This is a genomic window from Streptomyces sp. NPDC001410 (genome assembly GCF_042895235.1).
Classification (GTDB): domain Bacteria; phylum Actinomycetota; class Actinomycetes; order Streptomycetales; family Streptomycetaceae; genus Streptomyces.
The window spans coordinates 625,088-639,902 of record NZ_JBIAWE010000002.1; the positions used below are offsets into that span (position 1 = coordinate 625,088).

At 70.9% G+C, this 14,815-nt stretch carries 13 protein-coding genes; 10 read left to right on the forward strand and 3 right to left on the reverse strand.

Annotation, left to right across the window (positions count from 1 at the left end):
- Positions 1–170: 170 nt before the first annotated feature.
- Complete coding sequence (gene rpsT, locus ACFY3C_RS06295) at positions 171–437, reverse strand: 30S ribosomal protein S20 (protein WP_067006864.1); 267 nt, start codon at positions 435–437, stop codon at positions 171–173.
- A 227-nt stretch (positions 438–664) separates the two neighbouring features.
- Here rpsT and lepA point away from each other — a divergent pair, with 227 nt between their 5' ends.
- The 6 genes from lepA (at position 665) to ACFY3C_RS06325 (ending at position 9,011) form a co-directional block, all read left to right on the forward strand.
- Positions 665–2,539 carry a translation elongation factor 4 gene (lepA, locus tag ACFY3C_RS06300; protein ID WP_390769893.1) on the forward strand — a complete coding sequence of 625 codons (1,875 nt, stop codon included), beginning with the start codon at positions 665–667 and terminating at the stop codon, positions 2,537–2,539.
- A gap of 262 nt (positions 2,540–2,801) precedes the next feature.
- On the forward strand, positions 2,802–4,676 hold the full coding sequence (locus tag ACFY3C_RS06305; protein ID WP_390769894.1) for an AMP-dependent synthetase/ligase: 1,875 nt from the start codon (positions 2,802–2,804) through the stop codon (positions 4,674–4,676).
- Positions 4,677–4,866: 190 nt separating this feature from the next.
- Positions 4,867–5,007 (forward strand): hypothetical protein, encoded by a 141-nt coding sequence (locus ACFY3C_RS06310; protein ID WP_386571882.1) that lies wholly within the window; start codon positions 4,867–4,869, stop codon positions 5,005–5,007.
- A 188-nt stretch (positions 5,008–5,195) separates the two neighbouring features.
- Positions 5,196–7,073 (forward strand): SpoIIE family protein phosphatase, encoded by a 1,878-nt coding sequence (locus tag ACFY3C_RS06315; protein WP_390769939.1) that lies wholly within the window; start codon positions 5,196–5,198, stop codon positions 7,071–7,073.
- 27 nt (positions 7,074–7,100) lie between these two features.
- Entirely contained in the window at positions 7,101–8,333 is a 1,233-nt protein-coding gene (gene hemW / locus ACFY3C_RS06320; protein WP_390769895.1) for a radical SAM family heme chaperone HemW, read from the forward strand.
- Between the two features lie 99 nt (positions 8,334–8,432).
- Positions 8,433–9,011, forward strand: a complete 579-nt coding sequence (locus tag ACFY3C_RS06325; protein WP_390769896.1) for a Uma2 family endonuclease — start codon at positions 8,433–8,435, stop codon at positions 9,009–9,011.
- Here ACFY3C_RS06325 and ACFY3C_RS06330 read toward each other — a convergent pair.
- Together ACFY3C_RS06330 and ACFY3C_RS06335 are read right to left on the reverse strand one after the other, a co-directional pair.
- The gene (locus ACFY3C_RS06330; protein WP_390769897.1) at positions 8,989–9,801 is read right to left on the reverse strand and encodes a DUF3097 domain-containing protein; all 813 of its coding nucleotides are present in this window, start codon (positions 9,799–9,801) and stop codon (positions 8,989–8,991) included. The genes ACFY3C_RS06325 and ACFY3C_RS06330 overlap by 23 nt on opposite strands.
- A gap of 34 nt (positions 9,802–9,835) precedes the next feature.
- Complete coding sequence (locus ACFY3C_RS06335) at positions 9,836–10,570, reverse strand: MBL fold metallo-hydrolase (RefSeq protein ID WP_390769898.1); 735 nt, start codon at positions 10,568–10,570, stop codon at positions 9,836–9,838.
- A gap of 162 nt (positions 10,571–10,732) precedes the next feature.
- Here ACFY3C_RS06335 and hrcA point away from each other — a divergent pair, with 162 nt between their 5' ends.
- The 4 genes from hrcA (at position 10,733) to ACFY3C_RS06355 (ending at position 14,812) form a co-directional block, all read left to right on the forward strand.
- Positions 10,733–11,749 (forward strand): heat-inducible transcriptional repressor HrcA, encoded by a 1,017-nt coding sequence (gene hrcA / locus ACFY3C_RS06340; RefSeq protein ID WP_389174500.1) that lies wholly within the window; start codon positions 10,733–10,735, stop codon positions 11,747–11,749.
- The gene (gene dnaJ, locus ACFY3C_RS06345) at positions 11,750–12,886 is read left to right on the forward strand and encodes a molecular chaperone DnaJ (protein ID WP_389174497.1); all 1,137 of its coding nucleotides are present in this window, start codon (positions 11,750–11,752) and stop codon (positions 12,884–12,886) included.
- Between the two features lie 100 nt (positions 12,887–12,986).
- Entirely contained in the window at positions 12,987–14,063 is a 1,077-nt protein-coding gene (locus tag ACFY3C_RS06350) for a nitronate monooxygenase (RefSeq protein ID WP_390769899.1), read from the forward strand.
- Entirely contained in the window at positions 14,060–14,812 is a 753-nt protein-coding gene (locus tag ACFY3C_RS06355) for a 16S rRNA (uracil(1498)-N(3))-methyltransferase (RefSeq protein WP_390769900.1), read from the forward strand. The genes ACFY3C_RS06350 and ACFY3C_RS06355 overlap by 4 nt, the downstream gene beginning before the upstream one ends.
- Positions 14,813–14,815: the final 3 nt, after the last annotated feature.

The window sequence follows — 14,815 nt, forward strand, 5'->3', positions numbered from 1 at the left end:
AGGCCCCGCCGCCCACCCTGGGGAAGGGAGGGCACGGGGCCTCGGACCAAGCTGCGAGCCCGTTCCCGCGTGGCGAACGCAGGCCGCGAACAGGCTCTGGGGTGCCGGACGGGAGCGGATGAGAGAGGGCCCGCTCTGGGTCCTTCCGGCGGTCAGATCAAAAGGGAGTTTCAGCCCTTGAGGGACGTGACCTTGGAAGCAAGCGCCGACTTCTTGTTGGCGGCCTGGTTCTTGTGGATGACGCCCTTCGAGACGGCCTTGTCGAGCGCACGCGCGGCAGCGCGCTGCAGCTCGGTGGCCTTCTCGACGTCACCCGCGGCAGCGGCCTCACGGGCCTTGCGGATTGCGGTCTTCAGGGAGGACTTGACGGCCTTGTTGCGCAGCCGAGCCTTCTCGTTGGTCTTGATCCGCTTGATCTGGGACTTGATGTTCGCCACGAAGGAGCCTTTTCAGGTTCTGGTGCGGGGCCGCTCGGGTCCCGTACCGGTGATCCAAAAATTTTCTGTTCGCGCCTCGCGCTGAGAGGGCATGAGGCACAGCCATCTACAGTACCAGTGGCCCTCCGGGCGGCCCAAAACGGTCCCCGGTCCCTTCGCGTGGGACCATGGAGACTACGTATCGATCCGACCCGAGGCATAAGGCGCCTCAAGAGACAGGACCCTGCGTGCCCGCGACCCCTAACCATGTGCCCGAGCCGAGCCGTACCGCCCCGGCTCTGATCCGCAATTTCTGCATCATCGCGCACATCGACCACGGCAAGTCCACGCTCGCCGACCGGATGCTCCAGCTGACCGGTGTGGTCGAGCAGCGGCAGATGCGTGCTCAGTACCTCGACCGGATGGACATCGAGCGCGAGCGCGGCATCACGATCAAGTCCCAGGCGGTGCGTCTGCCCTGGGCCCCGACCGAGGGCCCCGACCAGGGCACGACGCACATCCTCAACATGATCGACACCCCGGGGCACGTCGACTTCACCTATGAGGTCTCGCGGTCGCTGGCCGCCTGCGAGGGGACCATCCTCCTCGTCGACGCCGCCCAGGGCATCGAGGCGCAGACCCTCGCCAACCTCTACCTGGCGATGGAGAACGACCTCACGATCATCCCCGTGCTGAACAAGATCGACCTGCCGGCCGCGCAGCCGGAGAAGTTCGCCGAGGAGCTGGCGAACCTGGTCGGCTGCGACCCGTCGGACGTGCTGAAGGTCTCCGCCAAGACCGGTCTCGGCGTCGACGCGCTGCTGGACAAGGTCGTCAAGGAGATCCCGGCGCCGGTCGGGGTCGCCGACGCGCCGGCCCGCGCGATGATCTTCGACTCGGTCTACGACTCCTACCGCGGTGTCGTGACCTACGTCCGTGTCATCGACGGCCAGCTCAACAAGCGCGAGCGCATCAAGATGATGTCGACCGGCGCCACCCACGAGCTGCTGGAGATCGGCGTCAACTCGCCCGAGATGCTCTCGGCGGACGGTCTGGGCGTCGGTGAGGTGGGCTACCTCATCACCGGCGTGAAGGACGTGCGCCAGTCCAAGGTCGGTGACACCGTCACCAGCCAGACCAAGGGCGCCACCGAGGCGCTCGGCGGCTACAAGGACCCGAAGCCGATGGTCTTCTCGGGCCTGTATCCGCTGGACGGCTCCGACTACCCGGAGCTGCGCGAGGCCCTCGACAAGCTCCAGCTCAACGACGCCGCGCTGGTCTACGAGCCGGAGACCTCCGCGGCCCTCGGCTTCGGCTTCCGCGTCGGCTTCCTCGGCCTGCTGCACCTGGACGTGATCCGGGAGCGGCTGGAGCGCGAGTTCGGCCTCGACCTGATCGCCACCGCGCCCAACGTGGTCTACCGCGTGGTCATGGAGGACGGCAGCGAGCACGTCGTCACCAACCCGAGCGAGTTCCCCGAGGGGAAGATCGGCGAGGTGTACGAGCCGGTCGTGCGCGCCACCATCCTGGCGCCCACCGAGTTCATCGGCTCGATCATGGAGCTGTGCCAGACCCGGCGCGGCACCCTGCTCGGCATGGACTACCTCTCCGAGGACCGGGTCGAGATCCGCTACACCCTTCCGCTCGCGGAGATCGTCTTCGACTTCTTCGACCAGCTGAAGTCCAAGACCCGCGGCTACGCGTCCCTCGACTACGAGCCCACCGGCGAGCAGACCTCCAGCCTGGTCAAGGTCGACATCCTGCTGCACGGCGACAAGGTGGACGCCTTCTCGGCGATCACCCACAAGGACGCCGCGTACGCGTACGGGGTGCGGCTCGTCGCCAAGCTGCGCGAGCTCATCCCGCGGCAGGCCTTCGAGGTGCCGATCCAGGCCGCCATCGGCTCCCGGGTCATCGCCCGCGAGACCATCCGCGCCATCCGCAAGGACGTCCTCGCCAAGTGCTACGGCGGTGACATCTCCCGTAAGCGGAAGCTGCTGGAGAAGCAGAAGGAAGGCAAGAAGCGGATGAAGATGGTGGGTTCCGTGGAGGTTCCGCAGGAGGCCTTCATCGCGGTCCTGTCCAGCGATGACAGCGCGGGGTCGGGCAAGGGCAAGAAGTAACCATCGGTAACAGTGCGCGGTGTCCGCAAACCGGGCACAACAGGGGCTCGTCGTGCGAAAGCATGGCGGGCCCCTACGCGTGCGTAGCGTCGCTCTGCGTGGAAAGTGACAGGCCGATGCCCCTTACGCAGCGGCCGGTCGCCCCTTACTCTGATCCCTGCTCGATAGTTACTCGCGAGTTAAACAACGCAGCCTGAACCCCACCGTGAGTTAACCCAGCCGCACCGAGTCAGCCGCACTGTCGCGGGCCCCGGAGGACGTCGTGACCGACACACAGACCCTGATCGAGAACCGCCCGCCGTCCGTCGCGGCCCTCTTCCTGGAGCGCGTGGCGGCCACACCGGACGCCGAGGCCTACCGCTACCCGGTCCCGCCCGCCTCCGGCCAGGGTCCCGACGACTGGAAGTCGCTGAGCTGGGCCGAGGCGGCACAGCGGGTGTACGCGATCGCGGCCGGGCTCATCGAACTGGGTCTGCAGCCGGAGCAGCGGGTGGCGCTCGCCTCCTCGACCCGCGTCGAGTGGATCCTCGCCGATCTCGGCATCATGTGCGCGGGCGGCGCCACCACGACCGTCTACCCGCAGACCAACGCCGACGAGTCCGCGTTCATCCTCTCCGACTCCGAGAGCCGGGTGCTGATCGCCGAGGACGCGGCCCAGGTCGCCAAGGCGCTGGAGAAGCGCGCCGAGCTGCCCGCGCTGACCAAGGTCGTCGTCATCGACCCGGCCGGCGTCGAGACGGATGAGTGGGTCATCACCCTCACCGATCTTGAGCAGCGCGGCGCCGCCCATCTGGAGAAGCACCCCGAGCTGATCAAGGAGCGGGTCGGCGCGCTCACCAGGGACCAGCTCGCCACCCTCATCTACACCTCCGGCACCACCGGCCGCCCCAAGGGCGTGCGCCTGCCGCACGACAACTGGGCGTACATGGCGAAGGCCATCGCCGCGACCGGCCTGATCAGCGGCGACGACGTGCAGTACCTGTGGCTGCCGCTCGCCCACGTCTTCGGCAAGGTCCTCACCTCCGGCCAGATCGAGGTCGGCCACGTCACCGCCGTGGACGGCCGTGTCGACAAGATCATCGAGAACCTTCCGGTGGTGCAGCCGACGTACATGGCCGCCGTGCCGCGCATCTTCGAGAAGGTCTACAACGGCGTCGCCGCCAAGGCACGCGAGGGCGGCGGGGCCAAGTACAAGATCTTCCAGTGGGCCGCCGAGGTCTCCCGCGAGTACGCCAAGGTCTCGCAGGACAACTTCCGCCGCACCGGCAGCCACGCCGTGCCGTTCGGCCTCGGCGCCAAGCACAAGGTCGCCGACGCCCTCGTCTACTCCAAGCTGCGCGAGGCCTTCGGCGGCCGGCTGCGCGCCTGCGTCTCGGGTGCCTCCGCGCTGGCCCCCGAGATCGGCTACTTCTTCGCCGGCGCCGGCATCCACATCCTGGAGGGCTACGGCCTCACCGAGACCTCCGCGGCCTCCTTCGTCAACCCGGGCGAGGCCTACCGCACCGGCACCGTCGGCAAGCCGCTGCCCGGCTGCGAGGTGCGCATCGCGGACGACGGCGAGATCCTGCTGCGCGGCCCCGGCGTCATGGACGGCTACCACCAGCAGCCCGAGAAGACCGCCGAGGTGCTGGAGAGCGACGGCTGGTTCCACACCGGCGACATCGGCGAACTGTCGCCCGACGGCTACCTGCGCATCACCGACCGCAAGAAGGACCTCATCAAGACCTCCGGCGGCAAGTACATCGCCCCGGCCGAGGTCGAGGGCCAGTTCAAGGCGGTGTGTCCGTACGTCTCCAACATCCTGGTGCACGGCGCCGACCGGAACTACTGCACCGCCCTCATCGCCCTCGACGAGATCGCCGTCCTGCAGTGGGCCAAGGAGAACGGCCTGGACGGCAAGTCGTACGCCGAGATCGTCGCGGCCCCGCAGACGGTCGAGATGGTCGACGGCTACGTCAAGCAGCTCAACGAGGGCCTGCAGCGCTGGCAGACCATCAAGAAGTTCCGGCTGCTGCCGCGCGACCTGGACGTCGAGCACGGCGAGATCACCCCGAGCCTGAAGCTGAAGCGGCCGGTGGTCGAGCGGACGTACAAGGCCCTGATCGACGAGATGTACTCGGGCACCCGCGAGGCGTGAGACAACCGTCCGGCCCCGGAAGGCACTTCGCCTTCCGGGGCCGGCGTGTGCCCGGACCAGGCGGAACGGGCGGACGGCCGACGCCGAGGGGAAGCCCCGACCGTCCGCCCCGGCCGCGCCTACGGCAACTCCGGCAGCCCGTGCAGACCACCGAGACGGACGCCGTCGCTCGGACCGTTCCCCCTTCCGGGTGAATGATGGCGCGCCTTCGGGCCGACCGGATCAGGCCCTGGGCAAGGCACTGCTGTGGCGCGAGGTGGGGGACGAGGTGACCTGGCGGACCGAACGCGGCACGACGCTGCGCGTGCTCATCCGGTACATCGGGGACTGAGCCGAGGACACGGCAGGACCGAGCCAAGGCCGCGGCAGGACCGAACCGAGGAGGCGCGGGTGCTCCAATTCCGCACATTTTCCGACCGTGTTCGAGCACACCCGTAGCACAGTTCTCACGCGCGCCTGTCCACTTCGGTAACTCAGCGCACAGGCGTGGGGTCACTCTGTCACCCTGGCCGCATGGACATGGCGGCCATACCGACGCAGCGGGAGAGCGAGAGTTACGACTGTGGGGCACAGGGACTCGTCACCCTGCCCGGCGGTCCCCTCGCGCCCGGATCCGCCCGTGCGCTGGTGCGCTCCGCCTTCGCCGAGTGGTCCCACCGGGGGCTCGTCGATCCGGAGCGGTCCCCACGGCTGGCCGACGACGCCATGGCCGTCGTCAGTGAACTCGTCACCAACGCCGTCGTCCACGCGGGCACGGAGGTGGAGGTCGACTGGCGCCTGGAGGAGTCCGGCGCGTTCGTGGTGGAAGTGCGCGACCACCACCCGGCGCGCGCGCCGCGCGACCCAGCGCGCGGCGAGGCGCCGTACGACACCCCCGAGTACGGGCACGGCCTGCGCCTGGTCGCCACCCTCGCCGAGTCCTGGGGCGTCACCTACCGCACCGGCACCAAGACGGTGTGGGCGCGGCTGTCCGCCGACGGCGGGGAGGCCCCGGACGGGCCCGCCCCGGCGCACACCCTGGCGGTCGCCGAGGCTCTCGCCCCGCAGCCGCAGCGCCCCGCAGCCGACCGGGACTGGCTCGGCCGGGGCGCGCTGTCCTTCCTCGCCGAGGCCTCCGACCTGCTCGCCGGGCAGCTGGACGAGAACCTGGTCACGGCCCTCACCGGCCAGCTGATCGTGCCCCGGCTCGCCGACTGGTGCGCGGTGTGGCTGGAGGACGAGGCGACCGTGCGCGGCGGCGACGGCGGCGCGCCCACGCGGGTCTGGCACGCCAGCGAGAACCGCATCGAGGAGCTGTCCCGCGCCCTGGAGAAGGATCCGCCCTGCCCGCGGGACGGGATGGGGATCCCCCCGCTCGAACAAGGTCGGGAGTGGGGGAGGTCCGGCCCGGAGTCGTACCCCTGGCCCGGCGACGCGCTCGGCCCGCAGGACGCCCACGGCGCGGCGCTGGCGTACCGGCTGATCGCGGGCGGCCGCCCGCTGGGCACGCTGGTCATCGGGCGCTGCGGGCTGCAACGCTTCCCGGACGAGGTCACCGGGCTCGTCGAGGATCTCGCCCGCCGGGTCGCCCTGGCCATCGGCGCCGCCCGCCAGTACGCCCGGCAGGCCACCATCAGCGCCGTCCTGCAGCGCGGCCTGCTGCCCGGCGCGGTCGCCGAGATCCCCGGAGTGAGCAGCGCGCTCGTCTACGAGCCCTGCGACAAGGGCGGCCCCAGTGGCGACTTCTACGACCTGTTCCCGGCGGGCGACGGCCGCTGGTGCTTCGCCGTCGGCGACGTACAGGGCAAGGGCCCCGAGGCGGCGGTCGTGATCGGACTCGCCCGTCCCTGGCTGCGGCTGCTCGCCCGCGAGGGCTATCGGGTCGCCGACGTCCTCGACCGCCTCAACCAGCTCCTCCTGGACGACGCCACCGAGGCCGCCGACGCGGCCGCCCGCGCACTGGTCGCCGGCGGCGCCCGGCCCGTGGCGCCCGGGGACGGCCCGCAGACCCGCTTCCTGTCCCTTCTGTACGGCGAGCTGACCCCGCACGACGGCGGCGTCCGCTGCACCCTCGCCTCCGCCGGACACCCCCTGCCGCTGCTGCTGCGCCCCGACGGCGACGTGCGCACCGCCGCCCGCCCGCAGACCCTGCTGGGCGTGGTGGAGGACGAGACGTACACCAGCGAGACCATCGAGCTGGGCCCCGGTGACAGCCTGCTGTGCGTGACCGACGGGGTGACCGAGCGCCGTTCCGGCTCCCGCCAGTTCGACGACGGCGACGGGCTCGCGCGGGCCCTGTCCGGCTGTGCGGGCCTGAGCGCCGAGCTGATCGCGGACAGGATCCGTCGTCTGGTGCACGACTTCGGCGGCGGTCTGCCGGAGGACGACCTGGCCCTGCTGGTGCTCCAGGCGGAGTAACCGGCGCCGTACGGGACAATGGAGGACATGCCTTCCGCACTCCCCGACGGCGAGCCGGTCCCCGACGACGGCGCGCTGCCCGCCGCCGCGCTCGCCGGCGCCGCTGACCGACCCCTCGGGTTCTATCTGCACGTCCCGTACTGCGCGACCCGCTGCGGCTACTGCGACTTCAACACGTACACCGCGACCGAGCTGCGCGGCACCGGCGGAGTGCTCGCCTCCCGGGACAACTACGCGGACACCCTGACCGACGAGGTCCGCCTGGCCCGCAAGGTGCTCGGCGACGACCCGCGCGAGGTCCGCACGGTCTTCGTGGGCGGCGGCACGCCGACCCTGCTGGCCGCCGACGACCTGGTGCGGATGCTGGGCGCGATCCGCGACGAGTTCGGTCTCGCGCCGGACGCGGAGATCACGACGGAGGCGAACCCGGAGTCGGTCGACCCGGCCTACCTCGCCGCCCTGCGCGCGGGCGGCTTCAACCGGATCTCCTTCGGCATGCAGAGCGCGAAACAGCACGTGCTGCGCGTGCTCGACCGCACGCACACCCCGGGGCGCCCCGAGGCGTGCGTGGCGGAGGCACGGGCCGCCGGCTTCGAGCACGTCAACCTGGACCTGATCTACGGCACGCCGGGGGAGTCGGACGACGACTGGCGGGCCTCACTGGACGCGGCGCTGGGGGCGGGGCCCGACCACATCAGTGCGTACGCGCTGATCGTCGAGGAGGGCACCCAGCTGGCGAGAAGGATCCGCCGGGGCGAGGTCCCGATGACGGACGACGACGTCCACGCCGATCGCTATCTGATCGCCGAGGAGATGCTGTCAGCGGCCGGCTTCGACTGGTACGAGGTCTCCAACTGGGCCACCTCGGAGTCGGCCCGCTGCCTGCACAACGAGCTGTACTGGCGGGGCGCGGACTGGTGGGGCGCCGGGCCGGGGGCGCACTCGCACGTGGGCGGGGTGCGCTGGTGGAACGTCAAGCACCCGGGGGCGTACGCGGCGGCGCTGGCGTCGGGCCGCTCACCGGGCGCGGGCCGGGAGCTGCTGTCCGACGAGGACCGCCGGGTGGAGCGCATCCTGCTGGAGCTGCGGCTGCGGGAGGGGGCGCCGCTGTCCCTGCTGAAGGATCAGGGGCTCGCGGCTTCCCGGCGGGCACTGGCGGACGGGCTACTTCAGGAAGGGCCGTACGAGGACGGACGGGCGGTGCTGACGCTGCGCGGGCGGCTGTTGGCGGATGCGGTGGTGCGGGATCTGGTGGACTGATCACTCCGGCGGATGAATCCCAGCGGAACGCCGGTTCGGTCCCTAACCTGGTTCGTAGGCTGCCGCCGACAGGACGCGGCGGATCTGGAGGCCACGGAGATGACGCTTGTGGACGAGCGTGGAATGGCCGATTACCTCGACAAGTTCGAGCCTCCCGAGGGCGTCAAGGCTGAGCTCCTCCGGGGGGTAATCGTGATGATGGCCAGCCCAGATCTGGTGCACAACCTGATCGTGCTGCATACACAGCGGCAGATTCCCATGGACCGCTGGTATCCCCTTCAGACCCAGGACGTCGACATCGTCGGCGAGCAGAGTGTGCCCATCCCGGATCTGGTTGTCGCGGCGCCGGACGTGCTGCCTGCCTCGGGGCACCTGCTGCCGTCAGAGCTGGTCACGGCGGTGGTCGAGGTTGTCTCCAAGTACAGCGTTCACCAGGACTACGTGGTCAAGCGCTCGATCTACGCGGCGGGAAAGATTCCCACCTACCTCATCCTCGACCCGATCATGGCGCACTGCGTCCTACTGACGAAGCCCGCAGGCCAGGGGGAAGACGCCGACTACCTGAGCCAGGAGATCATCAAGTTCGGGAACTCAGTTCTGTTGGAGGCTCTGGGGCTCGAACTGGATACGACCGAGTTCGGAACCTTCCCCAACGTCAGGCCCCACCGCTACCCGTAACGAAGTCGATCAGCTCCTCCACCCGCCCCAGCAACTCCGGCTCCAGGTCCCTGTAGGACCCCACCCGCTTCAGGATCGCCTGCCACACCGCCCCGGTGTTCTCCGGCGGCCACCCCAGCGCCCGGCACACCCCCGTCTTCCAGTCCTCCCCGCGCGGCACCCGGGGCCAGCCGGGGATCCCCAGGGACGACGGCTTCACGGCCTCCCAGATGTCGATGTACGGGTGACCGAGCACCAGCGCGTGCTCGCTCGTCACCGACTCGGCGATGCGCCACTCCTTCGTGCCCGGCACCAGGTGGTCCACGAGTACGCCCAGGCGCGCATCCGGACCCGGCGCGAACTCGGCCACGATCGCCGGCAGGTCGTCCACGCCCTCCAGGTACTCCACGACCACGCCCTCGATGCGCAGGTCGTCGCCCCACACCTTCTCGACCAGTTCGGCGTCGTGCCGGCCCTCGACGTAGATGCGGCCGGCGCGGGCCACGCGCGCGCGTGCACCGGGGACGGCCACCGAACCGGACGCCGTACGGGTGGGCCGTACCGGACCCGATGCGGGCCGCACCAGGGTGACCACCCTGCCCTCCAGCAGGAAGCCGCGCGGCTCCAGCGGGAACACCCGGTGCTTGCCGAAGCGGTCCTCCAGCGTCACCGTGCCCGCCTCGCAGCGGATCACCGCGCCGCAGAAACCGGTACCGGGCTCCTCGACCACCAGGCCGGGCTCCGCCGGGACCTCCGGCACGGGCTTGGGCTTCTTCCAGGGCGGGGTCAGGTCCGGTGAGTACTGGCGCATTCGGATGACGATAGGAGAAGCCGCCGACCCGCACTCACGACACGCCGAAACGCGCTGCCAGCTCGTCGCGTTGCCGTCGTACGAACGCCGCGTCGACCACCGCACCGTGACCGGGGACGTACAGCGCGTCCTCGCCGCCGAGGGCGAGCAGCCGGTCCAGGGCGTCGGGCCAGCGGGACGGTACGGCGTCCGGGCCCGCCTGGGGTTCGCCGGACTCCTCCACCAGGTCGCCGCAGAAGACGATCTCGGCGGCGCCGGAGACCGGGCCGGGGACGAGCACCACGAGATCGTGGGCCGTGTGGCCGGGGCCCACGTTGGCCAGCAGCACCTGCCGGCCGTCGCCGAGGTCCAGCGTCCACTCGCCGGAGACCAGGTGGCGGGGAGGAGTCAGGGCGGCGACGGCCGCGTCCGCGTCCGCGGCCGGCAGTCCGTGCCGGACCGCGTCCCGGCGCAGCTCCTCGCGTTCGTACGCGAACACCGCGTCGATGCCCACCGCCGCGTACGTCTGCGCCCCGGCGAAGGCGGCCGCGCCGAAGACGTGGTCGAAGTGGGGATGGGTGAGCGCGAGATGGGTCACACCGTGCCCCGCCAGCTGCTCCGCCCACGTCCGCAGCCGCTCGCCCTCGGCCGGGCTCGACCCGGCGTCCACCATCAGTGCCGTACCCGCCCCGAGAACCAGGCCCACGGTGCAGTCCCAGCCGGGCAGCCGGCACCGCCCCACCCCGGGCGCCAGCCGCTCCCACCCCAGCTCTTCCCAAGTCACCGTCATACCGCGACGCTAGCGGTACAACCCGGAACAGCAGGACCGACCTTGCCCAGTGAGTACCCCACGCCCGTACACTGGGCTGGGGAAGGCTGGCACTCGGACACGCAGAGTGCCAGGCGGGCGACCGGAAGAACCGAGGGGACGACATGCTGGAGGTGCGCGCGAATGCTGAGTGAACGCAGGCTTCAGGTGCTGCGCGCCATCGTCCAGGACTACGTGGGCACCGAGGAGCCGGTGGGCTCGAAAGCGCTCACCGAGCGGCACAACCTCGGCGTCTCCCCGGCGACCGTGCGCAACGACATGGCTGCCCTGGAGGACGAGGGGTTCATCGCCCAGCCGCACACCAGTGCCGGGCGCATCCCCACCGACAAGGGCTACCGGCTGTTCGTGGACAAGCTCGCGGGCGTCAAGCCGATGACCGCGCCCGAGCGCCGCGCGATCCAGAACTTCCTGGAGGGCGCCGTCGACCTCGACGACGTCGTGGCCCGCACGGTACGGCTGCTCGCGCAGCTGACCCGGCAGGTCGCCGTCGTGCAGTACCCGTCCCTGACCCGGTCCACCGTGCGGCACGTGGAGCTGCTCTCGCTCGCTCCCGCGCGCGTGATGCTCGTGCTGATCACGGACACCGGCCGGGTCGAGCAGCGGATGGTCGACTGCCCGGCGCCCTTCGGCGAGGCGTCCCTGGCGGACCTCAGGGCCCGGCTGAACAGCCGGGTCGCGGGCCGCAGGTTCAGCGACGTGCCGCGCCTGGTCGAGGACCTGCCCGAGGCCTTCGACGTCGAGGACCGCGGTACGGTCTCCGCAGTGCTCTCCACCCTGCTGGAGACACTGGTCGAGGAGAACGAGGAGCGGCTGATGATCGGCGGTACCGCCAATCTCACCCGCTTCGGACATGACTTCCCCCTCGTGATCCGGCCCGTCCTGGAGGCCCTTGAGGAGCAGGTCGTGCTCCTCAAGCTCCTCGGCGAGGCGAAGGATCCGGGCATGACCGTGCGCATCGGGCACGAGAACGCCCACGAGGGACTCAACTCCACCTCCGTCGTGTCGGTCGGCTACGGTTCGGGCGGCGAGGCGGTTGCCAAGCTCGGCGTGGTCGGACCGACCCGCATGGACTACCCGGGAACGATGGGAGCGGTACGCGCAGTGGCACGGTACGTCGGACAGATCCTGGCGGAGTCGTAAGTGGCCACGGACTACTACGCCGTTCTCGGCGTGCGCCGCGACGCGTCGCAGGATGAGATCAAGAAGGCGTTCCGTCGGCTCGCGCGCGAGCTGCACCCGGACGTCAACCCGGATCCGAAGACCCAGGAGCGGTTCAAGGAGATCAACGCCGCTTACGAGGTGCTGTCGGACCCGCAGAAGAAGCAGGTCTACGACCTCGGCGGCGACCCGCTCTCCCAGGCGGGCGGCGCCGGAGCGGGCGGCTTCGGGGCCGGTGGCTTCGGCAACTTCTCCGACATCATGGACGCGTTCTTCGGTACGGCGTCGCAGCGCGGCCCGCGCTCGCGCACCCGGCGCGGCCAGGACGCGATGATCCGCATCGAGGTCGAGCTGGACGAGGCGGCCTTCGGGACGACCAAGGACATCCAGGTCGACACCGCGGTCGTCTGCAACACCTGTAACGGTGAAGGTGCCGCTCCCGGCACGTCCGCCCAGACGTGTGACATGTGCCGCGGCCGCGGTGAGGTCTCCCAGGTGACCCGGTCCTTCCTGGGCCAGGTCATGACCTCCCGCCCCTGCCCCCAGTGCCAGGGCTTCGGCACGGTCGTGCCGACCCCGTGCCCGGAGTGCGCCGGTGACGGGCGCGTCCGCTCCCGTCGCACGCTGACCGTCAAGATTCCGGCCGGTGTCGACAACGGCACCCGCATCCAGCTGGCCGGCGAGGGCGAGGTCGGCCCCGGCGGCGGTCCGGCCGGTGACCTCTACGTCGAGATCCACGAGCTGCCGCACCCGACCTTCCAGCGGCGCGGCGACGACCTGCACTGCACGGTCACGATCCCGATGACGGCGGCGGCCCTCGGCACCAAGGTGCCGCTGGAGACCCTGGACGGCATGGAGGAGGTCGACATCCGGCCCGGCACCCAGTCCGGCCAGTCGATCCCGCTGCACAACCGGGGCGTCACGCACCTGCGCGGCGGCGGCCGGGGTGACCTGATCGTCCACGTCGAGGTCACGACCCCGACCAAGCTCGACCCCGAGCAGGAACGGCTGCTGCGCGAGCTGGCGAAGCTGCGCGGCGAGGAGCGTCCGCAGGGACAGTTCCAGCCGGGTCAGCAGGGGCTGTTCTCCCGCCTGAAGGACGCTTTCAACGGGCGCTGAACCATCGGCTACGGGGTGCCCCGGCACCCCGTATGCCGGTGGCCTATGCCGTGGGACGCCCGGATTCGGACTTGTTCAAAGGACGTGACAACATGCCGTCATGTCCTCCGCACTGACCGATCTCTTCCCCCACCCGATCGTGCAGGCCCCCATGGCGGGCGGTGTCTCCGTCCCGCAGCTCGCCGCCGCCGTGTCCGAGGCGGGCGGCCTCGGGTTCCTCGCCGCCGGATACAAGACCGCCGACGGCATGTACCAGGAGATCAAGCATCTGCGGGGGCTCACGAGCCGGCCTTTCGGCGTGAACCTCTTCATGCCCCAGCCGGAGTATGCGGAGTCGGGCGCCGTCGAGGTCTACGCGCACCAGCTGGCCGGTGAGGCCGCCTGGTACGAGACCGAGCTGGGCGACCCCGACAGTGGCCGGGACGACGGCTACGACGCCAAGCTCGCGGTCCTCCTCGACAACCCGGTGCCGGTGGTCTCCTTCCACTTCGGCATCCCGAGCCGGGACGTCCTCGACTCCCTGCGCCGTGCCGGAACCCTCACCCTGGTCACCGCCACCACCGCCGAGGAGGCCCTCGCGGTCGAGCGGGCCGGCGCGGACGCGGTGATCGCACAGGGCGTGGAGGCCGGCGGCCACCAGGGCACCCACCGGGACATCCCCGAGAACGACGGCTCCGGCATCGGCCTGCTCTCGCTGATCGCCCAGGTCCGGGAGGCCGTCAGCATCCCGGTCGTCGCCGCCGGCGGCCTGATGCGCGGCAGCCAGATCGCCGCCGTCCTCGCGGCGGGTGCGGGCGCGGCCCAGCTGGGCACGGCGTTCCTTGCCACCCCGGAATCCGGCGCCAACACCCTGCACAAGCAGGCGCTGACCAACCCCCTGTTCGCCCGCACCGAGTTGACCCGCGCCTTCTCCGGCCGCCCGGCGCGCGGCCTGGTCAACCGCTTCCTGCGCGAGCACGGCCCGTACGCCCCCGCCGCCTACCCCGAGATCCACCATCTGACCTCACCGCTGCGCAAGGCCGCCGCCAAGGCCGGCGACGCCCAGGGCATGGCGCTGTGGGCGGGCCAGGGCCACCGGTTGGCCCGCGAGCTGCCCGCCGGGGAGCTGGTGGAGGTCCTCGTCGGCGAGCTCGATGCGGCGAGGACAGCGTTGCCGGACGGAGGTGACGGGCGATGACGGCTCCGGTCTTCGTCGTCGACTCCCTGGAGGGCGTGGGCCCCGGGTCGATCATCGACGTGACGGGCCCCGAGGGGCGGCACGCGGTCTCCGTACGGCGGTTGCAGTCCGGTGAGGACGTGGTGATCACCGACGGGAAGGGCCGGGGGGCGGCCGGGGTCGTCCTCAGCGCGTCGGGGAAGGACCACCTGGTCGTCGAGCCCTTCGAGTTCCCGGTGGAACCCGAGCCGAGCCCCCGTATCACCGTCGTCCAGGCCCTGCCCAAGGGCGACCGCGGTGAGCTGGCCGTGGAGACGATGACCGAGACCGGCGTCGACGCGATCGTGCCCTGGTCGGCTGCCCGCTGCATCACCCAGTGGAAGGGCGACCGGGGCCTCAAGGCGCTCGCCAAGTGGCGGGCCACCGCGCGCGAGGCCGGCAAGCAGTCCCGCCGCCTGCGCTTCCCGGAGGTGGCGGACACGGCGACGAGCAAGCAGGTCGCCGCACTTCTCGCCAAAGCCGACTTCGCCGCCGTCCTGCACGAGGACCGCGACTACGGCAGCGAGCCGCTCGCGACCGCCGAACTCCCCGTCACGGGCGAGATCGTGCTGGTCGTCGGGCCCGAAGGCGGCGTCTCCCCCGAGGAGTTGGCACTCTTCGAGGAGGCCGGCGCGAAGGCCTACCGGCTCGGGCGTAGCGTGCTGCGCACGTCGACCGCGGGCACCGCGGCCACCGCGCTGCTCCTGGGCCGCACCGGCCGCTGGTCCTGACAC